Source organism: Noviherbaspirillum sp. (genome assembly GCF_035627455.1).
Classification (GTDB): domain Bacteria; phylum Pseudomonadota; class Gammaproteobacteria; order Burkholderiales; family Burkholderiaceae_D; genus Noviherbaspirillum.
Map to the genome: position 1 here is coordinate 20678 of NZ_DASPLS010000059.1, position 22581 is coordinate 43258.

Sequence of the window (22581 nt, forward strand, 5' to 3'; positions counted from 1 at the left end):
GCGATGGTCGCCGGTGAGAGTTCCGGCGACCTGCTGGCGAGCCGCTTGCTGTCGGGCCTGCGGCCGCAGCTGCCGGACGCGCGCATCCATGGCATCGGCGGCCCGAAAATGGCGGAGTACGGCTTTCACAGCGACTGGCCGATGGAAAAGCTGTCGGTGCGCGGGCTGTTCGAAGTCCTCGCGCACTACCGGGAGATCAAGGGCATCCAGAATGCGTTGTGCGACATGCTGCTGGCGGAAAGGCCGGCGGCATTCATCGGCGTCGACGCGCCCGACTTCAACTTCGGCCTCGAGATCCAGCTCAGGCAGGCCGGCATCCCGACCATGCATTTCATCAGCCCGTCGATCTGGGCGTGGCGCGCCGGACGCATCAAGAAAATCGCGAAAGCGGTGTCGCACATGCTCGTGGTCTTTCCGTTCGAGGAAGAGATCTACCGCAAGGCCGGCATCCCGGCGACCTATGTCGGCTACCCTCTGGCGGAAGTGATTCCGCTCGAACCCGACGTCTCTGCCGCGCGCGCGGCGCTCGGCCTGCCTGCAGCGGCCAAGGTGATCGCGGTCCTGCCCGGCAGCCGCATGTCGGAGCTGAAATACAATAGCGTCGCCTTCATCCAGGGGGCGCAGCGCATCCTGCAGCGCGACCCGTCGGTGCGGGTGGTGGTCCCGATGGCGGGGGAAAAGCAGCGCGCCTATTTTTCCGCACTGCTGGCCCAGGCCGGGCTCGGCGATGTGCCGCTGCAGCTGCTTTCCGGGCAGTCGCACACAGCCATCGCTGCCGCCGACAGCGTGCTGGTCGCGTCGGGCACCGCGACGCTGGAAGTCGCGCTGTTCAAGAAGCCGATGGTAATCGGCTACAGGATGATGCGTGCTTCATGGCAAGTGATGCGGCGCATGGCCTATCAGCCCTGGGTCGGTCTGCCCAATATTCTTGCGCGCGAGTTCCTGGTGCCGGAACTGCTGCAGGACGCGGCCACGCCCGAAGCAATGGCCGATGCGCTGTGGAGCCAGCTGAATGACGACACCCTGCGCCGGCGCCTGCATCAGCGCTTCACCGACATGCACCACAGCCTGCTGCGCGACTCGGCCCGGGAAAGCGCACAGGCGGTATTGCAACTGATCGGCAGGAAGGCGGCCGCATGAACCGGCGCAACGACAGCCTCGCGCTGTTCGCCCACGACGGTGAACTGATCTGCGGCGTCGACGAGGCAGGGCGCGGGCCGCTGGCCGGCGCGGTCTTTGCGGCTGCGGTGATCCTCGACCCGGCGCGCCCGATCGAGGGCTTGCGCGACTCGAAGAAACTGACCGAGGCGCGGCGCAACGAACTCGCGGAACAGATCAAGGCGCGTGCGCTCGCATGGTCGGTCGCGCAGTGTTCCGAACTCGAAATCGATGCGCTTAACATCCTGCAGGCGACCATGCTCGCGATGCGGCGCGCAGTGGAGGGATTGCATCCGGCGCCCACGCTCGCCCTGATCGACGGCAACCGCTGCCCGGTGATGCCGGTCCGCTCCGAGGCGATCGTGAAGGGGGACGATACGGTGCCGGCGATATCGGCCGCGTCGATCCTCGCGAAGACTGCGCGCGATGCGGCGCTGATGCAGTTGCACCAGCAGTATCCGCATTACGCATTCGACCAGCACAAGGGCTACCCGACGGCGCTGCATCTCGAGCGCCTGCGCCTGCACGGCGTATCGCCGGTGCACCGCAAGTCGTACGCGCCGGTGCGGGAATTGCTGGACCTGCCGGCGCCACAGCCGCACACCAAGTAAGGCACCGGGATGAAAACCATCACTTCGCGGGACAATCCGCTGTACAAGGAACTGAAGCAGCTCGCGACGAGTTCCCAGGCGCGCCGCAAGGCAGGGCGCTCGCTGCTGGATGGCGTGCACCTGTGCCAGGCCTATCTCGACCAGGCCGGCATGCCGCCGTTCTGCGTGGCGAGCGAAACCTCAATGGCGCATCCCGAGGTGCAGGCGGTGGTGCAGCGCTGCGAGGCGGCGCGGGTGCAATGCATTGCGCTGCCGGACTCCCTCTACCAGGCGGTGAGCCAGGTGGAAAACGGGATTGGCCTGATGTTCGTCGTGGACACGCCGCAGGTCGCGGTTCCTGCCGCGCTGAAACATGCGGCGGTACTGCTTGACAACCTGCAGGACCCGGGCAACCTCGGCTCCATCCTGCGCAGTGCGGCGGCGGCCGGCATCCGGCATGTTTACTGCAGCAAGGGCACCGCGTTCGCCTGGTCGCCCAAGGTGCTGCGCGCCGGCATGGGCGCGCATTTCGTGCTCGCGATCGCGGAAAATGCGGACCTGGCCGCGGTCGTGCGTTCGGCTCGGGTGCCGGTGCTGGCCACCAGCTCCCATGCGGCGCGGACCGTCTACGAAGCGGACCTCGACCAGCCGGTCGCCTGGCTGTTCGGGCATGAAGGGCAGGGGGTATCGGCGGATCTGCTGGACCTCGCCACGGATACGGTCGCGATTCCGCACCTGGGGCAGATGGAGTCCCTGAACGTGGCTGCCAGCGCCGCCGTATGCCTGTTCGAACAGGTCAGGCAGCGGCGCCGATCCAAGGCTTGATTCACTGCGGCAGCAGTTGCTGCGAGCATTCCTGATACACGATGCCCGGTGCGACGCAGCGTTCATCCGGGTCCAGCTTCATTCCCGATTCCGGCGGACAGATGCGGTCGAACTGGTAGGTCCTGCCGTGGATGACCGCATAGCGATAAATCGATGCATCGCGCCAGGTGCCGATCGGTTCCTCGACGCGTTCCGGCTGGTCGAACCGGAGGCCGCCCTTTTCCGCCATCGCATTCCGGGTATTGGTTACCAGTCCTAGCGACTCGATATCGGATTCCACCTGACTCAAACCTTCTTTCAGCGCCCAGAAGAAAAACAGCAGGCAGGCCCATAAGACGATTTCCAGCAGCACGAGATCCATGGCCATCTCCTCCGATGTCTTTACTCTCTTTATATGCGATCGTGAGGCGGAATGTAAGTTTCGCGTAAGTCCGGAACAATAATTTTTTGCCTGCCGAAAGGACAACAAAAAACGCCGCCGGCACGAGTGCCCGCGGCGTTCAGACTCCGGCTCCGCGCCGGCGGTTCATTCAATATGCCCGTTTGTCGGACTTGATCTCCTGCAGGATCATCGTTGCAATCTCTTCAATGGATTTCGCGGTGGAGGACATCCACCGGATTCCCTCGCGGCGCATCATCTTTTCCGCTTCATTCACTTCATAGCGGCAGTTTTCCAGCGCGGCATATTTGCTCCCCGGCCGGCGCTCGTTGCGCACCTCGGCCAGGCGATCCGGGGCGATCGACAGCCCGAACAGCTTCTTCTTGAACTGCACCAGGCCGCCAGGCAGCTTGCCGCGCTCGAAATCCTCGGGGATCAGCGGATAGTTGGCGGCCTTGATACCGTATTGCATCGCGAGGTAAAGGCTGGTCGGCGTCTTGCCGGAGCGTGACACCCCGACCAGGATGACATCTGCCGCGGCGAGGTTCTGGTCCGACTGGCCGTCGTCATGGGCGAGCGAAAAGTTGATTGCCTCGATGCGGTTCTTGTAGTCCTCCGAATCCGCGATGTTGTGGCTGCGGCCGACGGTATGCGTCGATTTCACCCCGAGTTCCTGCTCCAGCGGTTCGACGAAGGTCTGGATCAGGTCCATGTGCATGCCGGTGGACTGGCGCACCACCGAAGACAGGTCGGACTTCACCAGCGTCGAAAACACGATCGGCCGCTTGCCGTCGCGCGCGCAGGCGGCGTTGATTTCCCGTACTGCTTCGTACGCCTTGTCCAGCGTGTCGATGAAGGGCAGGCGGACTTGCTTGAAACGCAATTCAAATTGCGTCAGGACCGAGTGCCCGAAGGTTTCCGCGGTAATGCCTGTGCCGTCGGAAACGAAAAACACGGTGCGGTCGGCGGGCGGCAGGAGGTGGGCGGGCGAGTCTGGCATAATGTTGTTCAAATAGAAAGCATGAAAAGTTCTAAATTGTGTCCGGCAAGCTGCGGTTGCAGACTGTAAAATGACGTTCAATTATTGGCAGCACGCAGCGTTCACGAAGAATAACAAAAAGAGCGCCAGGGCGAAGGCACATATGCAGATTTCCCATCATCAAAATAGAGGTAGTCATGTCCAACGCAGTCACAACCGGGGCGACCCAGGGGGCTACTTACGTAGCTTCATTTGAAAACCTGAGAATGACGGACGTCGAGTCCGTCGGCGGCAAGAACGCGTCACTCGGCGAAATGATCAGCCAGCTGGCCGGCGCCGGCGTGCGCGTGCCCGGCGGTTTCGCGACCACCGCGCAGGCTTTCCGCGATTTCCTGTCGCATGCGCAAGACGGCGGCGCGTCGCTGGCGCAGCGCATCGCCGATCGCCTGGCCTCGCTCAACGTCGACGACGTGCGCGCGCTCGCGTCGACCGGCGCGGAAATCCGCCAGTGGATCATCGACACGCCGTTCCAGCCGCGCCTGGAACAGGAGATCCGCGAGTTCTACCAGCGGCTCGTCGCCGATTCCGCGGCCGAGGTGTCGTTCGCGGTACGCTCTTCGGCGACCGCCGAAGACCTGCCGGATGCTTCCTTCGCTGGCCAGCAGGAAACTTTCCTGAACGTGGTCGGCATCGACAACGTGCTGGAAGCGATCAAGCATGTGTTCGCCTCCCTCTACAACGACCGCGCGATTTCCTATCGCGTGCACAAGGGCTTCACCCACGCGGAAGTGGCCTTGTCGGCGGGGGTGCAGCGCATGGTCCGCTCCGACGTCGGCGCCGCCGGCGTGATGTTTACCCTCGATACCGAATCCGGCTTCAAGGACGTCGTGTTCATCACGTCCAGCTACGGCCTGGGCGAAACCGTGGTGCAGGGCGCGGTCAATCCCGACGAGTTCTATGTGCACAAGCCGATGCTGGAACAGGGCAAGATGCCGATCATCCGCCGCAACATCGGTTCCAAGCTGATCAAGATGGAGTTCACCGGCGAGGCCAAGGCCGGGCGCTCGGTGAAGACGGTCGACGTGCCGATCGAACTGCGCAACCGCTATTCCCTGAACGACCAGGAAATCGTCGAACTGGCGAAGTACGCGGTGATCATCGAGAAGCACTACGGTCGGCCGATGGACATCGAGTGGGGCAAGGACGGCCGCGACGGCAAGCTCTACATCCTGCAGGCGCGGCCGGAAACGGTGAAGTCGCAGCAGAAGGCGAACGAGGCGCAGCAGCGCTTCAAGCTCAAGGGCAGCGGCACGGTGCTCGCCGCCGGCCGCGCGATCGGTCAGAAGATCGGCGCCGGCCCGGTGCGCGTGATCCGCGATCCGTCTGAAATGGAACGGGTGCAGCCGGGCGACGTGCTGGTGGCCGACATGACCGATCCGAACTGGGAGCCGGTGATGAAGCGCGCGTCGGCGATCGTCACCAACCGCGGCGGCCGGACTTGCCATGCGGCGATCATCGCGCGGGAGCTCGGCGTGCCGGCGGTGGTCGGCTGCGGCAATGCGACCGACGTGCTGAAGGACGGCACGCTGGTGACCGTGTCCTGCGCGGAAGGCGACGAAGGCAAGATTTACGACGGGCTGCTGGAAACCGAAGTGACCGAAGTGTCGCGCGGCGAACTGCCGTCGCTGCCGCTGAAGATCATGATGAACGTGGGTAATCCGCAGCTCGCCTTCGACTTCCAGTCGATCCCGAACGGCGGCGTCGGCCTGGCCCGCCTCGAGTTCATCATCAACAACAACATCGGCGTGCATCCGAAGGCGATCCTTGAGTATCCCGGCGTCGATCCCGACCTGAAGAAGGCGGTGGAGTCGGTCGCGCGCGGTCATGCGTCGCCGAAGGCGTTTTATGTGGACAAGCTGGCCGAAGGGGTGGCGACGATTGCCGCGGCGTTCTGGCCCAAGCCGGTGATCGTGCGCCTGTCGGACTTCAAGTCCAACGAGTACAAGAAGCTGATCGGCGGCTCGCGCTACGAGCCGGACGAGGAAAACCCGATGCTCGGCTTCCGCGGCGCGGCACGTTACCTTGCGGCGGATTTCGCCGAAGCGTTCGAGATGGAATGCCAGGCGATGAAGCGGGTGCGCAACGACATGGGCCTGACCAACGTCGAGATCATGGTGCCCTTCGTGCGCACGCTTGGCCAGGCGGAGAAAGTGGTCAACCTGCTGGCGCGCAACGGCTTGAAGCGGGGTGAGAACGGCTTGCGCCTGATCATGATGTGCGAAGTGCCGTCCAATGCGATCCTCGCGGAACGCTTCCTCGAGTATTTCGACGGTTTCTCGATCGGCTCCAACGACCTGACCCAGCTTACGCTCGGTCTCGACCGCGACTCCGGGATGGAACTGCTGGCAGCGGATTTCGACGAGCGCGATGACGCGGTGCGGGCGCTGTTGTCGAAGGCGATCGCGGCTTGCCGCGAGCAGGGCAAGTACATCGGCATCTGCGGCCAGGGTCCTTCGGACCACCCGGATTTCGCGGAGTGGCTGATGAAGGAGGGGATCGCGTCGATTTCGCTCAACCCCGATACCGTGATCGACACCTGGCAGAAACTGGCATCGGCGGGTTGACCGGTACTTGTGCGTACCGCAGCGGGAAAACGCGGGCCCCGCGCCCGCGTTTTTTATTTGCTGCGAACTGTTGTAAGGTGGCAAAAACCTGAGCTAAAACATTTTGTGCAGTAGGGTTTTCGATTAGACTTGAGCCAGTTTGTGACCGGACAACAACTAACAAAAACAGCAGTACCTCTGTATTGCGCCCCCGCATGCCTTCGGCTGCGGGGGCTTTTTGTTTTTATAATGCCTTGTCGACAAGGAGGGTGGGGATGACAGACTGGATCGCGTGGTTCGTGCTGGCGGGAGCGCTGGTCGCGGTGGAAATGTTCACGGGAACGTTCTACCTGCTGATGATCGCGATCGGATTTGCCGCTGGCGGCGCAGCCGCGCTGGCCGGCGGCGCAATGCCGCTGCAATTCGTGGCGGCCGCGACGATCGGCGTGCTCGCGACCTTCGGCTTGCGCCGCAGCCGCTGGGGAAGGATTGTGCGCAGCGATGCGCGGCGCGACCCCAATGTGAACCTCGACATCGGGCAGACCCTGGTGGTCGACGCCTGGAGCGGCGGCGAAGGGGGCGTGCGCACCGCCCGCGTGATGTACCGCGGCGCATTGTGGGATGTGGAACTGGAGCAGGGCGCGCCGGCAGTGCCCGGCGCCCATGTAATCCGGGAAGTGCGAGGCAACCGCCTCATCGTCGCGAACAGCGGATCGAAACACCGATAAGGAGGCGCAATGGATATCACGTTCGGCAATGTCAGCCTGGTTCTCTTCATCGTCGCGGTGGTGTTTGTCATCAAGACCATCAATGTCGTGCCGCAGCAGCATGCATGGGTGGTGGAACGGCTCGGCAAGTATCACGCGACGCTTGGTCCGGGACTCAACATCGTGCTGCCTTTCGTCGACCGCATCGCGTACAAGCATTCGCTGAAGGAGATTCCGCTCGACGTGCCCAGCCAGGTCTGCATCACCAAGGACAACACCCAGCTGCAGGTCGACGGCATCCTGTATTTCCAGGTGACCGATGCGATGCGCGCCTCCTACGGCTCGTCCAATTACATTGCCGCCATCACGCAGCTGGCGCAGACCACGCTGCGTTCGGTGATCGGCCGCATGGAGCTGGACAAGACCTTCGAGGAGCGCGAGCACATCAACCGCGCGATCGTCAATGCGATCGACGAATCCGCGGCCAATTGGGGCGTGAAGGTGCTGCGCTACGAAATCAAGGACCTGACGCCGCCCAATGAGATCCTGCATGCGATGCAGCAGCAGATCACCGCGGAGCGCGAAAAGCGCGCGCTGATCGCGGCTTCCGAAGGGCGCAAGCAGGAGCAGATCAACATTGCCAACGGCGAACGGGAAGCATCGATTGCCCGGTCGGAAGGCGAAAAGCAGGCGGCGATCAACCGTGCGCAAGGGCAGGCGGCATCGATCCTGGCGATTGCCGAAGCAACCGCCGAGGCGCTGCGCAAGACGGCCGCGGCGATTCGCGAACCGGGCGGCGCGGATGCGGTCAACCTGAAGGTGGCGGAGCAATACGTGAATGCGTTCTCCCAGCTCGCAAAGACCAACAACTCGCTGATCATCCCGGCCGACATGAGCGATATCGGAGGCCTGATCGCGGGGGCGATGCAGGTGGTGAAGTCGCAGAAGGGGAACTGAGCCCCGGCTGGCGCGGCATCAGCAGTCCGCGGCGCCCTCGGGGCACCGCGCCCCGCGTCGCGAGCGTGGCCGCTCGCCGGCGCGTTGCGCGCCGGGCGCGTAGCCGGGCGCCTAGCGCCGGTGCTGCTTCATGATCGACTGCTGTTCGCGCTGCCAGTCGCGCTGCTTTTCGCTCTCGCGCTTGTCGTGCTGCTTCTTGCCCTTGGCCAGGCCGACCTCGCACTTGATGCGGCCCTTGGTGTAGTGCAGGTTCAGCGGCACCAGCGTGTAGCCGGAGCGTTCGACCTTGCCGATCAGCTTCTTGATCTCCTCGCCGTTGAGCAGCAGCTTGCGGGTGCGTACCGGGTCGGGGTTGACATGGGTCGATGCGGTGGGCAGCGGGCTGATATGGGCGCCGAACAGGAAGACTTCCCCCTGGCGCACGATCACGTAGGCTTCCTTCAGCTGCACGCGACCGGCGCGAATCGCCTTGACTTCCCACCCGTGTAGCACCATGCCGGCTTCGTAACGCTCCTCGATGAAGTAGTCGTGGAAGGCTTTTTTATTATCAACAATCGTCATGAATGTGGGAAACAGAGCGGCTCAGTTAAAATTCAATCTCGTATTCTAACAAACGGTGTATTTCCAATGGCTGTGGTTCACAAGTCGGTATTGCTGGGGTACAGCGCCGAGCAGATGTATGCGCTGGTCGACGGCATCGAGGACTATCCCAAATTCCTGCCGTGGTGCGGCGGAACCGAGGTGCGCCAGCGCGAAGGCGAAAAGGTGGTTGCCACACTGCAGATCAACTACCACGGCGTCAAGCAGACCTTCTCGACCGAAAATGTCCACATTGCGCCGGCCTCGATCACGATGAACCTGCTGGAAGGGCCGTTCAAGCATCTGCACGGCACCTGGACCTTCAAGCCGCTGCGCGCGGACGCCTGCAAGATCGAGTTCGACCTGCACTATGAATTTTCCAGCAGGGTGCTGGAACAGGTGATCGGGCCGGTATTCAACATGATCGCCAACAGTTTCGTCGATTCCTTCTGCAAGCGCGCGGAGACGGTGTATGGCTGAGATCCGGGTTCAGGTCTGTTATGCGCGGCCGGACAGGCAGGTGCTGCGGGAACTAACGGTGGCCGAGGGCGCCACCGTGGAAGCCGCGATCCGCGCCAGCGGCCTGTTGCAGGAAGCGCCGGAAATCGACCTTGCGCGCAACCGCGTCGGGATATACGGCAAGCTCAAGGCGCTGGACACGGTGCTGCGCGCGCACGACCGGGTGGAGATTTATCGGCCGCTAGTGGCCGACCCGAAGGAATCGCGTCGCGCGCGGGCAGCGAAAAAGGAAGAGCAGAAGGCGCAGTGACGGCGGGCCGCCCGCCTACTTGCAGCCTTCCAGCACGCGCCGGGCGTCCCGGCTTTCCTGTGCGCGTTGCTCGTCTGTCAAGAAAGCGCGCTCGCCATTCTTGTCGATCCGGGCCACGCGCTCGCCGGCATCCAGCACCCGCTGGTAATCCCGCGCGCGTTCGCAATTCTTGGCCTTTTCCGCGGCAAGTCTTGCCTCTTCGGCAGCCTTCTTTTCCTTCTCCGCCTGTTCCATGCGCCGCTTCTTGAATTCCGCGTTCTTCTCGGCGATGCTCATTTCACCGGCCGGGGCGGGCGCGGAGGCCGGCTTCCCGTCCGAGGACCCGGCTGCGGGACCGGATGCCGGGGCGACTGCTTTCCCGGGCTGCTTCAGGATGCGGCTGGCCGGCACCGACGGCGGCGGCGGCATGTCGGAGTATTGTCTTGTCCCTTTTTCATCGAGCCAGACATATTGCGCCGCGGCCGGCAGGTGGCTGCCGGCGATGGCAAGCATGACGGCCGCCGCCGCCAGGAGCCTGAGAGGAGGCTGCTTCATGGGTTTCCTTGAATCCGGGACATGGAAGGATTTCGCCATGCTTTGCCGTCGCTGTCAATGAAGCGCGCGGGCAGGCGCGGCGCGGCTTGCGCGGGAGGGACTTGCCGGGAGGATTACTGTATAATCCGCTTTTGCGCCTATAGGAATCACTATGCGTCTACTCCAGAAAGCACTCACGTTCGATGACGTGCTGCTCGTCCCGGCACATTCGGACATCCTCCCCAAAGACACCTCCCTCAAAACGCGCCTGACGCGCAACATCACGCTGAACATTCCGCTGCTGTCGGCGGCGATGGACACCGTCACCGAGGCGAGGCTGGCGATCGCGATGGCGCAGGAGGGAGGCATCGGCATCGTCCACAAGAACCTCAAGCCGAAGGACCAGGCGCGCGAAGTGGCGAAGGTCAAGCGCTTCGAGTCCGGCGTGGTGCGCGATCCGATCACGATTCCGCCGACGATGCGCATCCGCGACGTGATCGCGCTGTCGGAGCAGCATGGCATCAGCGGCTTCCCGGTGGTGGAAGGCAAGACGGTGGTCGGCATCATCACCAACCGCGACCTGCGTTTCGAGGAAGAGCTGGATGCCGAAGTGCGCGCCAAGATGACGCCGCGCGAGAAGCTGGTGGTCGTGAAGGAGGGCGCGGACCTGTCGGAAGCCAAGCGCCTGATGAACAAGCACCGCCTGGAACGCGTGATCGTGGTGAACGACGCCTTCGAGCTGCGCGGCCTGATCACGGTGAAGGATATCCAGAAGGCGACCGAACACCCGAACGCCTGCAAGGACGAGCACGGCAAGCTGCGCGTGGGCGCCGCCGTCGGCGTCGGTCCCGACAATGACGAACGCATCGACCTGCTGGTGAAGGCCGGCGTCGACGTGATCGTCGTCGACACCGCGCACGGCCATTCCAAGGGCGTGCTGGACCGCGTGAAGTGGGTCAAGTCGAACTACCCGCAGGTGGACGTCATCGGCGGCAACATCGCCACCGCGGCCGCTGCGAGGGCATTGATGGAACATGGCGCCGACGGCGTCAAGGTCGGCATCGGGCCGGGCTCCATCTGCACGACCCGTATCGTGGCCGGCGTCGGCGTGCCGCAGATCACCGCGATTTCGAACGTGTCGGCCGCGCTCGAGGGCACCGGCATTCCCTGCATCGCCGACGGCGGCATCCGCTTCTCGGGCGACGTGGCAAAGGCGCTGGCCGCCGGCGCGTCGAGCGTGATGATGGGCAGCATGTTCGCCGGCACCGAAGAGGCGCCGGGCGAGGTGATTCTGTACCAGGGCCGCAGCTACAAGTCCTACCGGGGCATGGGCAGCCTGGGCGCGATGTCGGAAGGGTCCGCCGACCGCTACTTCCAGGATTCGGCGAACAATGCGGACAAACTGGTTCCCGAAGGTATCGAAGGCCGCGTGCCGTACAAAGGCAGCGTGCTGGCGATCATTTACCAGCTGGTCGGCGGCGTGCGCTCCTCGATGGGTTACTGCGGCTGCGCGACCATCGACGAACTGCGCGAGAAGGCTGAATTCGTGGAAATCACTTCGGCGGGCATGCGCGAATCGCATGTGCACGACGTGCAGATCACGAAGGAAGCGCCGAACTACCGTGCGGACTGAGCGCGGCGACCGCATGAACCAGGTGGCGCATCCATGAACGCGGGCAGCGCGGTGCGGGCGGGCAGCCAGGCGATTGCCTTGCAGCCTGAAGCGGACGCGCAGCAGGCCGACCAGCCGATGCTGCGCATTCGCCGCATCGGCAAGACGCTGTTCGATGTCGCCAACTGCGTGATCGTGCTCGGGAATGCACCGGCGCCAGCGGCGGAAGGCGACGGTTCGATGGAGGCGATCGAGACCGCGTTCTGCCACGAGGTGCAAGTGCCGAACGAGGCGTTCGCGGTCACCGACACCAGCCGCTACAAACCGTTCGCGGCGCACCGCCGCGTCGCCGGCAGCCCGTATATCCGCTTCTTCGCGTCGCACCCGGTCTGCAACATGGACAAGTCGGTCGCCGGCCGCATCTGCCTGCTTGACTATGCGCCGCGAGCCGCATTCCGCGAAGGCGAGAAGCAGCTGCTGGCCGACCTCGCCGCGCTGGTCGAGCGCGAGCTCGAACTGCGTTCGCTGTCCGCCTCGCAGCTCGACCTCGAGAAGAAGAACAAGAACCTGCGCCGCAAGTCGCTGATCGATCCGCTGATCGGTACCTGGAACCGGGGTGCGATCATGCGCATCCTGACGATCGAAGCGATCCGTTGCGACAAGGCGGGCGTGCCGCTGTCGCTGATTGTCGCCGACCTGGATTACTTCAAGAAGATCAACGACACCTACGGCCATCCGGCGGGTGACGCGGTGCTGGTGAAAGTCGCCAGCCGGCTGCGCTCCTGCATCCGGCCGCAGGAAGCGCTGGGACGGTACGGCGGCGAGGAATTCCTGATCGTGCTGCCCGGTTCATCGCACAAGACGGCGATGACGGTGGCCGAGCGCATGCGCGCAGCGGTGGCGTCGCAGCCGGAAGTGATCGGCGGCGCGACGCTGCATCTGACGCTCAGCGCCGGCGTCGCGTCGACCGACGTGTTCCCGACCGCGACCACCGAAGAACTGATCAGCCGCGCCGACATGGCGCTTTACGCGGCCAAGGACGCCGGGCGCAACCGCGTCGTCAACGCGACTCCCGATTTATCCTGAAATTTGAAGCACATCCCATGCACTCTAAAATCCTCATTCTCGATTTCGGTTCCCAGGTCACCCAGCTGATCGCCCGCCGCGTGCGCGAGGCAGGCGTCTTCTCCGAGGTCTATCCCTACGATGTCAGCGACGACTTCGTGCGCAATTACGGCGCCGCCGGCATCATTCTGTCGGGCGGGCCGAACTCGGTCACCGAAGGCGACACGCCGCGTGCGCCGAAAGCGGTGTTCGAGGCCGGCGTGCCGGTGCTCGGTATCTGCTACGGCATGCAGACGATGGCCGAGCAGCTCGGCGGCAAGGTCGAGATGGGCAAGGTGCGCGAGTTCGGCTATGCGGAAGTGCGCGCCCGCGGCCATACCGCGCTGCTGAACGGCATTGCAGATTTCGTCACCGCGGAAGGCCACGGCATGCTGAAGGTATGGATGAGCCATGGCGACAAGATCATCGAGATGCCGCCCGGCTTCAAGCTGATGGCATCGACCGACAACTGCCCCATCGCGGCGATGGCCGACGAGGAGCGCAAGCTGTATGCGGTGCAGTTCCACCCGGAAGTCACCCATACCGTGCAGGGCAAGGCTATCCTCGGCCGTTTCGTGCACGAGATCTGCGGCTGCAAGTCGGACTGGAACATGCCCGACTACATCTCCGAAGCGGTCGAGGCGATCCGCAAGCAGGTCGGCAACGAGGAAGTGATCCTCGGCCTGTCGGGCGGCGTCGACAGCAGTGTGGCGGCGGCGCTGATCCACCGCGCGATCGGCGACCAGCTCACCTGCGTGTTCGTCGACCACGGCCTGTTGCGCCTGAACGAAGGCGAGATGGTGATGAACATGTTCGGCAAGAACCTCGGCGTGAAGGTGATCCGCGTGGACGCGACCGAACAGTTCATGGGCAAGCTGGCCGGCGTCACCGACCCGGAGGCAAAGCGCAAGATCATCGGCCGCGAGTTCGTCGAAGTGTTCCAGGCCGAGGCCGGCAAGCTGAAGAATGCGAAGTGGCTGGCGCAGGGCACGATCTACCCGGACGTGATCGAAAGCGCCGGCAAGGGCAAGAAGACCGCGCATACCATCAAGAGCCACCACAACGTCGGCGGCCTGCCGGAGACGCTCAACCTGAAGCTGCTCGAACCGCTGCGCGAACTGTTCAAGGACGAGGTGCGCGAACTTGGCGTGGCGCTCGGCCTGCCGCACGACATGGTGTACCGCCACCCGTTCCCGGGGCCGGGCCTCGGTGTGCGCATTCTGGGCGAAGTGAAGAAGGAATACGCCGACCTGCTGCGCCGCGCGGATGCGATCTTCATCGAGGAATTGCGCGCCGCGACCGACGCCGAAGGCCGTTCCTGGTACGACAAGACCAGCCAGGCGTTCGCGGTCTTCCTGCCGGTCAAGTCGGTGGGCGTGATGGGCGACGGCCGCACCTACGACTATGTGGTGGCGCTGCGCGCGGTGCAGACCCAGGACTTCATGACGGCGCACTGGGCGCACCTGCCGCACGACTTGCTGGGCAAGGTGTCCAACCGCATCATCAACGAAGTGCGCGGGCTGAACCGCGTGGTGTACGACATCTCCGGCAAGCCGCCGGCAACGATCGAGTGGGAATAAGCCCCACCCGACAACGTCTTAACCGCAGTCAGGCAGCCGCATGCCGCAGGCATCGCGGCGTTCCGCCGCGCCTGCGATCCGGAAGCGTAAAGTGACTTACAGCGTCAAAGAGATTTTCTATACCTTGCAGGGCGAGGGCACCCATGCCGGGCGGCCGGCGGTGTTTTGCCGCTTTTCCGGCTGCAACCTCTGGAGCGGGCGCGAAAGCGACCGGGCCGGTGCGGTGTGCCGGTTCTGCGATACCGATTTCGTCGGCACCGACGGCGAACGCGGCGGCAAGTATGCCGGCAGCGACAACCTGGCGGCGGCGATCGACGCCCTGTGGCCGGCCTCTTATGCCGCCAGCAAGTTCGTCGTGTTTACCGGCGGCGAGCCGTTGCTGCAGCTCGACGCGGCGCTGATCGCCGCGATGCATGCGCGCGGCTTCGAGATCGCGATCGAAACCAACGGCACCCTCCCGGTGCCGCAGGGCGTGGACTGGGTGTGCGTCAGCCCGAAAGCCGGCGCGGAGCTGGTTGTCAGGAAGGGCAGCGAGCTGAAGGTCGTGGTCCCGCAGGACAACCAGCGCCTCGAGGAGTACGAGTCGCTGGCGTTCGCGCATTTCTACCTGCAGCCGATGGACGGCCCGGACGCGGCGCGCAACACGCGGCTGGCGATCGACCTGTGCAAGAACAACCCGAAGTGGAAACTGAGCGTGCAGACCCACAAGCTGCTGAACATACCTTAAACACCATGCTGACTATCACCCGCAAGCTTGAATTCGACGCCGGCCATCGCATTCCCGACCACAAGAGCCAGTGCCGCAACCTGCACGGTCATCGCTACACCCTTGAAATCACGCTGGTAGGCGAAGTGATCCGCGAAGAAGGCAGTTCCGACAACGGCATGATCATGGACTTTTCCGATGTCAAGGCGCTGGCGAAGCAGCACCTGGTCGACGTCTGGGACCATGCCTTCATCGCCTATGCGAAAGACACCGTCGTGCGCGAATTCCTCGAGAGCATCCCCGGCCACAAGACGGTGATCATCGACTGCATCCCGACCGTGGAGAATCTCGCGCGCACCGCCTTCGGCATCCTGAAGGCAGCATACCTGGACCGCTACGGCACCGGACTGCGCCTGCACAAGCTGGTGCTGCATGAAACGCCGAACTGCTGGGCCGAGATTACCGATGACTGAGACGCGCGACGCCATCTTCATGCAGCAGGCGCTGTCGCAGGCGCATAACGCGTGGGCGCTGGGCGAGGTGCCGGTCGGCGCCGTCGTGGTGAAGGATGGCGAAGTGGTTGCCACCGGCTTCAACCAGCCGATCGGCACCCACGATCCGACGGCCCATGCGGAAATCATGGCGCTGCGCGCCGCGGCGAACATCCTCGGCAACTACCGGCTGCCCGGTTGCGAGCTGTTCGTCACGCTCGAGCCTTGCGCAATGTGCTCCGGCGCAATGATGCACGCGAGACTGGCGCGTGTGGTCTATGGCGCGCCCGACCCCAAGACCGGCGCCTGCGGTTCGGTCGTCAATCTTTTCGAGCAGGAAAAGCTCAACCACCATACCGAAGTGCTGGGCGGCGTGCTGGCCGACGAATGCTCCACCTTGCTCAAGCGCTTTTTCGCGGAACGCCGGCGCGCCGCGCAAAAGCTGATCGATCAGGCCACCGGCACCACGCGTGACTGAAGACCGCTTAGAGGAAAATTTTCCACCCCAACGTGCGGAAATTACATCCGCGTTGTTTTCCTTGCAGTGAAATCCGGTATCAATCGAAGAAATACTATGGGCGGCCAGGCAGGCACGCCGATTGCTGCAGTGCGATAGCCGCGCCGCAGGAATGCAGCTGCAATGCAATGTTGAAAGGGAATAAATTGCCTACCATCGAGGCCAACGGCATCAAGCTGGCATACGACGTACAGGGTGATCCGCAGGGTGAGGCCGTGCTGCTGATCGCGGGACTCGGACTGCAGCTGATTTCCTGGCCGGATGCGTTCTGCAAGGGGCTGGTCGACCAGGGGTTCCGGGTGGTCCGTTTCGACAACCGCGACAGCGGGCTGTCGACGAAGATGGATCAGTTCGGCAAGCCGAACCTGCAGATGGCGTTCTTCAAGTCGCTGTTCCACATGCCGCTGTTTTCCGGCTACACGCTGTACGACATGGCCAGGGACGGCGTCTGCCTGCTCGACGCACTGGGCATCGACAGGGCGCATGTCGTCGGCGCATCCATGGGCGGCATGATCGGCCAGATCATGGCGGGACGCTATCCGGAACGCGTGCTGACGCTGACCTCGATCATGACGACCAGCGGCCGGCCGGGACTGCCGGGTCCGACGATGGCGGCCAGCCAGGCATTGTTTTCGCAGCCGGCGAACCCGCGCGACATCAACAGCGTGATCGATCATTTCGTCCGCCTGTTCAGGGTGATCGGCAGCCCGGGCTATCCGACGCCCGAGGCCGAACTGCGCCGGCGCGTCGCGCAAAGCGTGAGGCGCAACGTATGCCCGCGCGGGACCGCGCGCCAGATCGTCGCGGTGGCATCGTCCGGCGACCAGGGGGCGCTGCTGCGCACGATCAAGGTGCCGACGCTGGTCATCCACGGCACCGATGATCCGCTGGTGCCGGTGGTATGCGGCCGCGACATCGCGCGCCTCGTGAGCGGCGCGGTCCTGCACGAGGTTCCCGGCATGGGTCATGACTTCCCGCCCGCGCTCGACGGGGAACTGTCCGGCCTGATCGCCGCTCACTGCAAGGGCATGCAGGCGCAGCAGGCGCGGCGGGCATCGGCCGGGTAACTCCGCTGCCTCGGCGCGGAACGGAGGACGCAGCCCGTGCGCCACGCTTGATCAACCACTGTCGGGAGAAGAACGTGATTGCACAATTGCTGAATTTCAGGAGAACCGCGGCTGACCTGAAGTCCGTGGAGAATGCAATGCAGGGCGAGGAAGAGCCCCGGGCGCCGGGCTGGTTCCTGCTCGCGCTCGAGGGCCGCGCACCGTGGGAGCTGTGGGCCTCGCTGCTCACCCTGCCGGTGCTGAAGCGCGCGCCGGTGGGCGACGGCCATCCGGTGGTGGTGTTCCCGGGCCTGGCCACGGGCGACATGACCACCCTGGTGCTGCGTAATTTTCTGAAGGATCGCGGCTACGCGACCTTTGCATGGGAGCAGGGCCTGAACCGCGGTCCGCGGCCCGGCGTGATCGAAGCCTGCATGCAGCGCGTGCGGCAGCTGCATCGCGAGCACGGACGCAAGGTGAGCCTGGTCGGATGGAGCCTGGGCGGCATCTATGCGCGCGAAATCGCGAAGGAACTGCCGGATCACGTGCGCACCGTGATCACGCTCGGTACGCCGTTCAGCGGCCATCCTAAGGCGACCAATGCATGGCGCCTGTACGAATTCGCCAGCGGCCAGCGCGTCGAGGACGACCCGCGCCTGACGACGCTGAAGCGCACGCCGCCGGTGCCCACCACCTCGATCCTCAGCCGCACCGACGGCGTGGTCGCCTGGAAGTGCTGCATCGAGCGGGAAACCGAGCGGTCGGAGAATATCGAAGTGCACGCCAGCCATCTCGGCATGGGCATGAATCCGACCGCGCTGTACGCAGTGGCGGACCGGCTTGCCCAGCCCGAGGGGCAGTGGCAGCGCTTCGACCGCAACGGCATCAAGGGCCTGAAGCGGCTGTTGTATCTCGATCCGCATCGCCGGGGCCGTTTCGACGGCTTCTGAGCACCCCGCCCCCATATGCGCCGCCGTCCGCAATTCCCGCGGACGGCGGCTTCGTTTTGACTACAATAGACGTTTCCCGAGCACCGGAAGACCATTGAATGGAAAACAACGTCCAGACCTGCGTGGCGATCGTTGCGCCGAGCGGTTATGCGCCGGACGAAGCCGCCTACGGCCGCGGCCTCGATCGCCTGCGCGCGGCCGGATGCGACATCCGCGAGTACTATGTGCCGTCGCTGAAGCACCAGCGCTTCGGCGGTTGTGACGAGGAACGCGTGAAGCAGCTGCATGCGGCGGCGCGCGATCCGGACGCGCAGATGGTGATGGCGGTGCGCGGCGGATACGGCCTGTCGCGCATCCTGCCGGCGCTGGATCTCGACCTGCTGGCGGCTTGCGGCAAGCTGTTCGTCGGGCACAGCGATTTCACCGCGCTGCACATGGCGCTGCTGGCGCGCGGCGCGGCCAGCTTTGCCGGGCCCATGGTGTGCATCGACTATTCGCGCGACGACCCGAGCGACTTCACGCTGGACCACTTCTGGAGCTGCCTGAAGGGGCCGTCGCATGTGATCGCCTTCGAGACGCCGGGCGGCTGCGCGCTGGAAGCCGAGGGCGTGCTGTGGGGCGGCAACCTGACCATGCTCACCCACCTGATCGGCACGCCATGGATGCCGCGCGTGGACGGCGGCATCCTGTTCCTCGAAGACGTCAACGAGCACCCGTACCGCATCGAACGGATGCTGTTGCAGATGCTGTACGCGGGGCTGCTCGACCAGAAGGCGATCGTGCTCGGCGATTTTTCCGGCGGCCCGCTCACGTCCTACGATAACGGCTACGGCATCGACGCGATGCTGACGTACCTGCGCGAGCGCATCGGCGTGCCGATCCTGGCCGGGCTGCCTTTCGGGCACATCCGCGACAAGGCGACGCTGGCCGTGGGGAGCCGCGCGCGGCTGGTGTGCGACGGCCGGGCGGCGACGCTCGAGATGCGCGGCTATAAGTCGCTAGCGACTTGCTGACGGACCAACCAGGAATTTCGCGCGCAGCGCAAAGCTGTCGCCGTGCGTGAGATAGGCGAGACCGGGCTGGTCCGGCATGTGGAAGGCGTCGATCGGATGCGTGATCGGTTCGATGCAGAAAAAATCGAGATCGGGCGGCCGGTAGAACAGCGTATAGCCGTTACAATCGGGCATCACCATCGTCACCGAAAAGCCGCGGTCCGGATAGTCGACGACCGATTTCCCGTTCCAGCCGGTATAGCAGGCATCGATCATCGGCCCTTCCAGCGGCGCGAAGTTGTTGTAGTCCCAGGTCGGCGGGAAAGCCGTCGCATGCTGCACCGGGATCGGGTCATCGCCCGGCAGCCAGACGCCGGAGGCCTTGAACATCAGCCGCGTGTCGCTGTTGCGCACGAAGTAGGGATGCAATCCCAGTCCGAACGGCAGCGTTTCCGTGCCGAGGTTGGTCACCGTGAGGTCGATCTGCAGGCCGTCCGGCAGCAGCAGAAAGGTTTCCGTGCTGCGATAGTGGTAAGGCGTGGCATCGAAGCCGCGCGACTCCAGCGCCAGCTTGATCCGGTTATCCTCCCGTTCCGCCACGTTCCACATCTGCAGCCAGCCGTTGCCATGGATCGGATAATGCTCTTCCGTGCGGTTGGCGCGGATCTGGTAAAACTTGCCGCCGAATTCGAACCCGCCGCCGGTGATGCGGTTCGACCACGGGACCAGCGGGAAACAAGCCAGCGTATAGCGGTCGCCGCAGACGCCATCCCAGGGGCGGAATACCGGCCCGGGCTTGCCGTCGATCTTCCAGTCCCAGGCGGTGACGCTGCCGCCCATCGTGGGCGCCAGCTGCAACCTCTGCTGGTCGTTTTCCAGGGTAAGGATTTCGGAAGTCATGTGAACGCTCATCCACGGAACAGGTTGGCGGGCAAACCGGCAATGTCGGTTTCCAGCGCAAATAGACCGCCGGCGAGCGGCTCGCGTTCCAATTGCTGCGGCGACAGGCCGTCGGCCGCCGTCGTGATGTAGAGCGTTCTCAGGTCCGGGCCGCCGAAGGCGCAGCTGGTCACCTGGCTGCAAGGCAGCTCGATGGTTTGCAGTATCTTTCCTTGCGGATCGTGCCGCGTGACCATGCTCGCCCCCCAGTGCGCAATCCAGAGGCCGCCGTCGGCATCGGTAGTCATGCCGTCCGGCGAGCCGTCCTCCGGGCTGAACTGCAGGAACAGCCTCTTGTTCGACAGCTCGCCCGACTCCAGGTCGAAGTCGAATGCATACACCCGGCCGTTGACGCTGTCGTTGTGGTACATCGTGCGCCAGTCCGCTGACCAGGCGGGACCATTGGTGACGACGTAGCCGCTGTCCATCTGGCGGCACTGGAGATCCGGGGTCAGCCGGTAGAGCGATCCGCTGGCTTCCTTGCAGGCGAAATCCATGGTGCCGGCCCAGAACCGCCCCTGCCGGTCGCATTTGCCGTCGTTGAAGCGGTTGGAGGGAATGTCCGCCTCGATCCGGGCCAGCTGCGCGATTTCTTCCGTGGCCGGATTGAATCCGGCGAAGCCGTGGCGCCGCGTCATGATCAGGCCGTCGACCGCGGCGCGTTCCGCCACCGCGGACACTTCCTCGTCGAACTGCCAGGTGCGCCGCCCCTGGGCCGGCGAATAACGGTGCAGCCTGTGGCCGAGGATATCGACCCAGTACAGCGCCTGTTCCCGGGCCGACCACAGCGCGCCTTCCCCGAGTCGGGCGCGCGCATCCCATACGCATTCTGGCGCTCTCATGTCTGCCTCCATGTTCAATGCGACTCGCGCGGAACCGGGGCGCCGCTCTTGCCGACCAGGAAATCGAGATCGGCGCCGAGGTGTGCCTGCTGCACGTGGTCGACATACAGCTTCGCATAGCCGCGCGCCGGCATCTCGGGCGGCACCCATTCGGCCCTGCGGCGCGCCAGTTCCTCGTCGCTGACTTCGAGGTGCAGGCTGCGCTCGCCGACGTCGAGCTGGATCATGTCGCCGCTGCGAACCAGCGCCAGCGGTCCGCCGGCCGCCGCCTCGGGAGACGTATGCAGCACCACGGTGCCGTAAGCGGTGCCGCTCATGCGCGCATCCGAGATGCGTACCATGTCGGTGATGCCCTTGCGCAGCACCTTGCTTGGCAAGGGCATGTTGCCGACCTCGGCCATGCCGGGATAGCCGCGCGGCCCGCAATTCTTGAGCACCATCACGCAGTTTTCGTCGATGTCCAGTGCCGGGTCGTCGATGCGTTCGCGGAAATCCTCGATCGATTCGAATACCACGGCGCGGCCGCGATGCTTGAGCAGGTGCGGCGATGCCGCCGAGGGCTTGATCACCGCGCCGTTCGGCGCCAGGTTCCCCTTGAGCACCGCGATGCCCGCCTTCTCCTTGAACGGCTCGTCGATCGTCTTGATCACGTCGCGGTTGTAGCAGGGCGCATCCTCGATGTTCTGGCCAAGGGGCCGGCCGTTGACGGTGAGCGCATTCAGATGCAGATGGTCGCGGATCTCGCGCATGACGGCCGGCACGCCGCCGGCGTAGTAGAAATCTTCCATCAGGTAATGCCCCGACGGCTGCAGGTTGACCAGGCAGGGCATCTGGCTGCCGATGCGGTCCCAGTCCTCTAGCGTCAGCTCGATGCCCATGCGGCCGGCGATCGCCAGCAGGTGGACCACCGCGTTGGTCGAACCGCCGATCGCGGCGTTCACCCGGATTGCGTTCTCGAAAGCTTCACGGGTCAGGATCTTTTCCATTCCGAGGTCTTCCTCGACCATCTGCACGATGCGCCGCCCGCTCATCTGCGCCAGGCGGTTGCGGCGGGTATCGGGGGCCGGGATCGCGGCATTGCCGGGCAGGGACATTCCGAGCGCTTCGACCATGCTGGCCATCGTCGATGCGGTGCCCATCGTCATGCAATGGCCGGAAGAGCGGTTCATGCAGGCTTCCGCGTCGGTGAATTCCTGCTGCGTCATCAGGCCGCCGCGCACCATTTCCGACATCATCCAGACGCCGGTGCCGGAGCCGATGTCCTTGCCGCGGAACTTGCCGTTCAGCATGGCGCCGCCGGAAACGCCGATGGTCGGCAGGCCGCAGCTTGCCGCACCCATCATCAGCGCCGGCGTGGTCTTGTCGCAGCCCATCAGCAGCACGACGCCATCGATCGGATTGCCGCGGATCGACTCTTCCACGTCCATGCTGGCAAGGTTGCGAAACAGCATCGCGGTCGGGCGCAGCTGTGTTTCCCCGAGCGACATTACCGGGAACTCCAGCGGGAATCCTCCTGCCTCAAGTACACCACGTTTGACGAATTCGGCCAGCTCTCGGAAGTGGCTGTTGCAAGGCGTTAATTCGGACCAGGTATTGCAGATGCCGATGACCGGGCGTCCGTCGAAGGCGTCCGGAAGGTAGCCGGGTTTCTGCGTCCAGCTTCGATGCACGAAGCCGTCGCGATCCTGCTTTTCGAACCATGCCTGGCTGCGACGTTTCTTGGGGATGGACATAAGGATTCTC

The 22581-nt window shown here is 64.3% G+C and carries 24 protein-coding genes; 17 read left to right on the forward strand and 7 right to left on the reverse strand.

Annotated features, from left to right (window positions below):
- The first annotated feature begins 3 nt into the window (after nt 1–3).
- Genes lpxB through VEC01_RS10420 form a run of 3 tightly spaced genes read left to right on the forward strand, consistent with a single transcriptional unit; the run spans nt 4 to nt 2573 of the window.
- Nucleotides 4–1140, forward strand: a complete 1137-nt coding sequence (gene lpxB, locus VEC01_RS10410; protein ID WP_324900871.1) for a lipid-A-disaccharide synthase — start codon at nt 4–6, stop codon at nt 1138–1140.
- Nucleotides 1137–1769 (forward strand): ribonuclease HII, encoded by a 633-nt coding sequence (gene rnhB / locus VEC01_RS10415; RefSeq protein WP_324900746.1) that lies wholly within the window; start codon nt 1137–1139, stop codon nt 1767–1769. Before lpxB ends, rnhB begins: the two co-directional genes overlap by 4 nt.
- 9 nt (nt 1770–1778) lie before the next feature.
- Nucleotides 1779–2573, forward strand: coding sequence for an RNA methyltransferase (locus VEC01_RS10420; protein WP_324900747.1), 795 nt, complete (start codon nt 1779–1781; stop codon nt 2571–2573).
- A 1-nt stretch (nt 2574) separates the two neighbouring features.
- Here the strand turns inward: VEC01_RS10420 and VEC01_RS10425 are convergent, their stop codons facing one another.
- Nucleotides 2575–2934 carry a hypothetical protein gene (locus tag VEC01_RS10425; RefSeq protein ID WP_324900748.1) on the reverse strand — a complete coding sequence of 120 codons (360 nt, stop codon included), beginning with the start codon at nt 2932–2934 and terminating at the stop codon, nt 2575–2577.
- A gap of 169 nt (nt 2935–3103) precedes the next feature.
- On the reverse strand, nt 3104–3952 hold the full coding sequence (gene ppsR, locus VEC01_RS10430) for a posphoenolpyruvate synthetase regulatory kinase/phosphorylase PpsR (RefSeq protein ID WP_324900749.1): 849 nt from the start codon (nt 3950–3952) through the stop codon (nt 3104–3106).
- Between the two features lie 176 nt (nt 3953–4128).
- Here ppsR and ppsA point away from each other — a divergent pair, with 176 nt between their 5' ends.
- The 3 genes from ppsA (at nt 4129) to VEC01_RS10445 (ending at nt 8198) form a co-directional block, all read left to right on the forward strand.
- Nucleotides 4129–6555: a phosphoenolpyruvate synthase gene (ppsA, locus tag VEC01_RS10435; RefSeq protein ID WP_324900750.1), complete on the forward strand. Its 2427-nt coding sequence runs from the start codon at nt 4129–4131 to the stop codon at nt 6553–6555.
- A 254-nt stretch (nt 6556–6809) separates the two neighbouring features.
- Entirely contained in the window at nt 6810–7262 is a 453-nt protein-coding gene (locus VEC01_RS10440; RefSeq protein ID WP_324900751.1) for an NfeD family protein, read from the forward strand.
- A 9-nt stretch (nt 7263–7271) separates the two neighbouring features.
- Nucleotides 7272–8198, forward strand: a complete 927-nt coding sequence (locus VEC01_RS10445) for a stomatin-like protein (protein ID WP_324900752.1) — start codon at nt 7272–7274, stop codon at nt 8196–8198.
- Between the two features lie 111 nt (nt 8199–8309).
- Here VEC01_RS10445 and smpB read toward each other — a convergent pair whose 3' ends face one another.
- Nucleotides 8310–8759, reverse strand: a complete 450-nt coding sequence (gene smpB, locus VEC01_RS10450) for an SsrA-binding protein SmpB (RefSeq protein ID WP_324900753.1) — start codon at nt 8757–8759, stop codon at nt 8310–8312.
- A gap of 66 nt (nt 8760–8825) precedes the next feature.
- On the opposite strand from smpB, the gene VEC01_RS10455 reads away from it, so the two are divergent.
- On the forward strand, nt 8826–9257 hold the full coding sequence (locus VEC01_RS10455) for a type II toxin-antitoxin system RatA family toxin (RefSeq protein ID WP_324900754.1): 432 nt from the start codon (nt 8826–8828) through the stop codon (nt 9255–9257).
- The gene (locus VEC01_RS10460) at nt 9250–9546 is read left to right on the forward strand and encodes an RnfH family protein (RefSeq protein WP_324900755.1); all 297 of its coding nucleotides are present in this window, start codon (nt 9250–9252) and stop codon (nt 9544–9546) included. Before VEC01_RS10455 ends, VEC01_RS10460 begins: the two co-directional genes overlap by 8 nt.
- A 15-nt stretch (nt 9547–9561) precedes the next feature.
- Here the strand turns inward: VEC01_RS10460 and VEC01_RS10465 are convergent, their stop codons facing one another.
- On the reverse strand, nt 9562–10080 hold the full coding sequence (locus VEC01_RS10465) for a DUF4124 domain-containing protein (RefSeq protein ID WP_324900756.1): 519 nt from the start codon (nt 10078–10080) through the stop codon (nt 9562–9564).
- 151 nt (nt 10081–10231) lie between these two features.
- Between VEC01_RS10465 and guaB the strand changes: the two genes are divergently transcribed.
- From guaB to ldcA, 9 genes are all read left to right on the forward strand, one after another.
- Nucleotides 10232–11692, forward strand: coding sequence for an IMP dehydrogenase (guaB, locus tag VEC01_RS10470; RefSeq protein WP_324900757.1), 1461 nt, complete (start codon nt 10232–10234; stop codon nt 11690–11692).
- Nucleotides 11693–11725: 33 nt separating this feature from the next.
- Nucleotides 11726–12757, forward strand: a complete 1032-nt coding sequence (locus tag VEC01_RS10475; protein ID WP_324900758.1) for a sensor domain-containing diguanylate cyclase — start codon at nt 11726–11728, stop codon at nt 12755–12757.
- Nucleotides 12758–12774: 17 nt separating this feature from the next.
- Nucleotides 12775–14355 (forward strand): glutamine-hydrolyzing GMP synthase, encoded by a 1581-nt coding sequence (guaA, locus tag VEC01_RS10480; protein WP_324900759.1) that lies wholly within the window; start codon nt 12775–12777, stop codon nt 14353–14355.
- Between the two features lie 91 nt (nt 14356–14446).
- Nucleotides 14447–15082: a 7-carboxy-7-deazaguanine synthase gene (queE, locus tag VEC01_RS10485; protein ID WP_324900760.1), complete on the forward strand. Its 636-nt coding sequence runs from the start codon at nt 14447–14449 to the stop codon at nt 15080–15082.
- Between the two features lie 5 nt (nt 15083–15087).
- Nucleotides 15088–15534: a 6-carboxytetrahydropterin synthase QueD gene (gene queD / locus VEC01_RS10490; RefSeq protein ID WP_324900761.1), complete on the forward strand. Its 447-nt coding sequence runs from the start codon at nt 15088–15090 to the stop codon at nt 15532–15534.
- A complete protein-coding gene (tadA, locus tag VEC01_RS10495; RefSeq protein WP_324900762.1) occupies nt 15527–16030 on the forward strand; it encodes a tRNA adenosine(34) deaminase TadA in 504 nt (167 codons plus the stop codon). Before queD ends, tadA begins: the two co-directional genes overlap by 8 nt.
- 185 nt (nt 16031–16215) lie before the next feature.
- On the forward strand, nt 16216–17136 hold the full coding sequence (locus tag VEC01_RS10500; protein WP_324900763.1) for an alpha/beta hydrolase: 921 nt from the start codon (nt 16216–16218) through the stop codon (nt 17134–17136).
- Nucleotides 17137–17273: 137 nt separating this feature from the next.
- Nucleotides 17274–18065 carry an esterase/lipase family protein gene (locus VEC01_RS10505; protein ID WP_414691441.1) on the forward strand — a complete coding sequence of 264 codons (792 nt, stop codon included), beginning with the start codon at nt 17274–17276 and terminating at the stop codon, nt 18063–18065.
- Between the two features lie 98 nt (nt 18066–18163).
- Nucleotides 18164–19078, forward strand: a complete 915-nt coding sequence (gene ldcA / locus VEC01_RS10510; protein ID WP_324900765.1) for a muramoyltetrapeptide carboxypeptidase — start codon at nt 18164–18166, stop codon at nt 19076–19078.
- Here the strand turns inward: ldcA and VEC01_RS10515 are convergent.
- The 3 genes from VEC01_RS10515 to araD are packed head-to-tail and all read right to left on the reverse strand — an operon-like array spanning nt 19064 to nt 22571.
- Nucleotides 19064–19957 carry an aldose 1-epimerase gene (locus VEC01_RS10515; protein ID WP_324900766.1) on the reverse strand — a complete coding sequence of 298 codons (894 nt, stop codon included), beginning with the start codon at nt 19955–19957 and terminating at the stop codon, nt 19064–19066. The genes ldcA and VEC01_RS10515 overlap by 15 nt on opposite strands.
- Before the next feature lie 8 nt (nt 19958–19965).
- The gene (locus tag VEC01_RS10520) at nt 19966–20838 is read right to left on the reverse strand and encodes an SMP-30/gluconolactonase/LRE family protein (RefSeq protein ID WP_324900767.1); all 873 of its coding nucleotides are present in this window, start codon (nt 20836–20838) and stop codon (nt 19966–19968) included.
- Between the two features lie 14 nt (nt 20839–20852).
- Nucleotides 20853–22571, reverse strand: coding sequence for an L-arabinonate dehydratase (gene araD, locus VEC01_RS10525; RefSeq protein WP_324900768.1), 1719 nt, complete (start codon nt 22569–22571; stop codon nt 20853–20855).
- Nucleotides 22572–22581 lie beyond the last annotated feature (10 nt).

Coding starts and splice junctions, on each gene's coding strand:
- VEC01_RS10465 (WP_324900756.1), bottom strand. CDS start 10,080: ATGAAGCAGCCTCCTCTCAGGCTCCTGGCGGCGGCGGCCGTCATGCTT.
- VEC01_RS10505 (WP_414691441.1), top strand. CDS start 17,274: ATGCAGGGCGAGGAAGAGCCCCGGGCGCCGGGCTGGTTCCTGCTCGCG.
- VEC01_RS10460 (WP_324900755.1), top strand. CDS start 9,250: ATGGCTGAGATCCGGGTTCAGGTCTGTTATGCGCGGCCGGACAGGCAG.
- VEC01_RS10440 (WP_324900751.1), top strand. CDS start 6,810: ATGACAGACTGGATCGCGTGGTTCGTGCTGGCGGGAGCGCTGGTCGCG.
- VEC01_RS10475 (WP_324900758.1), top strand. CDS start 11,726: ATGAACGCGGGCAGCGCGGTGCGGGCGGGCAGCCAGGCGATTGCCTTG.
- guaA (WP_324900759.1), top strand. CDS start 12,775: ATGCACTCTAAAATCCTCATTCTCGATTTCGGTTCCCAGGTCACCCAG.
- smpB (WP_324900753.1), bottom strand. CDS start 8,759: ATGACGATTGTTGATAATAAAAAAGCCTTCCACGACTACTTCATCGAG.
- VEC01_RS10455 (WP_324900754.1), top strand. CDS start 8,826: ATGGCTGTGGTTCACAAGTCGGTATTGCTGGGGTACAGCGCCGAGCAG.
- ldcA (WP_324900765.1), top strand. CDS start 18,164: ATGGAAAACAACGTCCAGACCTGCGTGGCGATCGTTGCGCCGAGCGGT.
- araD (WP_324900768.1), bottom strand. CDS start 22,571: ATGTCCATCCCCAAGAAACGTCGCAGCCAGGCATGGTTCGAAAAGCAG.
- guaB (WP_324900757.1), top strand. CDS start 10,232: ATGCGTCTACTCCAGAAAGCACTCACGTTCGATGACGTGCTGCTCGTC.
- queD (WP_324900761.1), top strand. CDS start 15,088: ATGCTGACTATCACCCGCAAGCTTGAATTCGACGCCGGCCATCGCATT.
- VEC01_RS10420 (WP_324900747.1), top strand. CDS start 1,779: ATGAAAACCATCACTTCGCGGGACAATCCGCTGTACAAGGAACTGAAG.
- VEC01_RS10445 (WP_324900752.1), top strand. CDS start 7,272: ATGGATATCACGTTCGGCAATGTCAGCCTGGTTCTCTTCATCGTCGCG.
- lpxB (WP_324900871.1), top strand. CDS start 4: ATGGTCGCCGGTGAGAGTTCCGGCGACCTGCTGGCGAGCCGCTTGCTG.
- ppsA (WP_324900750.1), top strand. CDS start 4,129: ATGTCCAACGCAGTCACAACCGGGGCGACCCAGGGGGCTACTTACGTA.
- ppsR (WP_324900749.1), bottom strand. CDS start 3,952: ATGCCAGACTCGCCCGCCCACCTCCTGCCGCCCGCCGACCGCACCGTG.
- rnhB (WP_324900746.1), top strand. CDS start 1,137: ATGAACCGGCGCAACGACAGCCTCGCGCTGTTCGCCCACGACGGTGAA.
- VEC01_RS10520 (WP_324900767.1), bottom strand. CDS start 20,838: ATGAGAGCGCCAGAATGCGTATGGGATGCGCGCGCCCGACTCGGGGAA.
- tadA (WP_324900762.1), top strand. CDS start 15,527: ATGACTGAGACGCGCGACGCCATCTTCATGCAGCAGGCGCTGTCGCAG.
- VEC01_RS10515 (WP_324900766.1), bottom strand. CDS start 19,957: ATGACTTCCGAAATCCTTACCCTGGAAAACGACCAGCAGAGGTTGCAG.
- VEC01_RS10425 (WP_324900748.1), bottom strand. CDS start 2,934: ATGGATCTCGTGCTGCTGGAAATCGTCTTATGGGCCTGCCTGCTGTTT.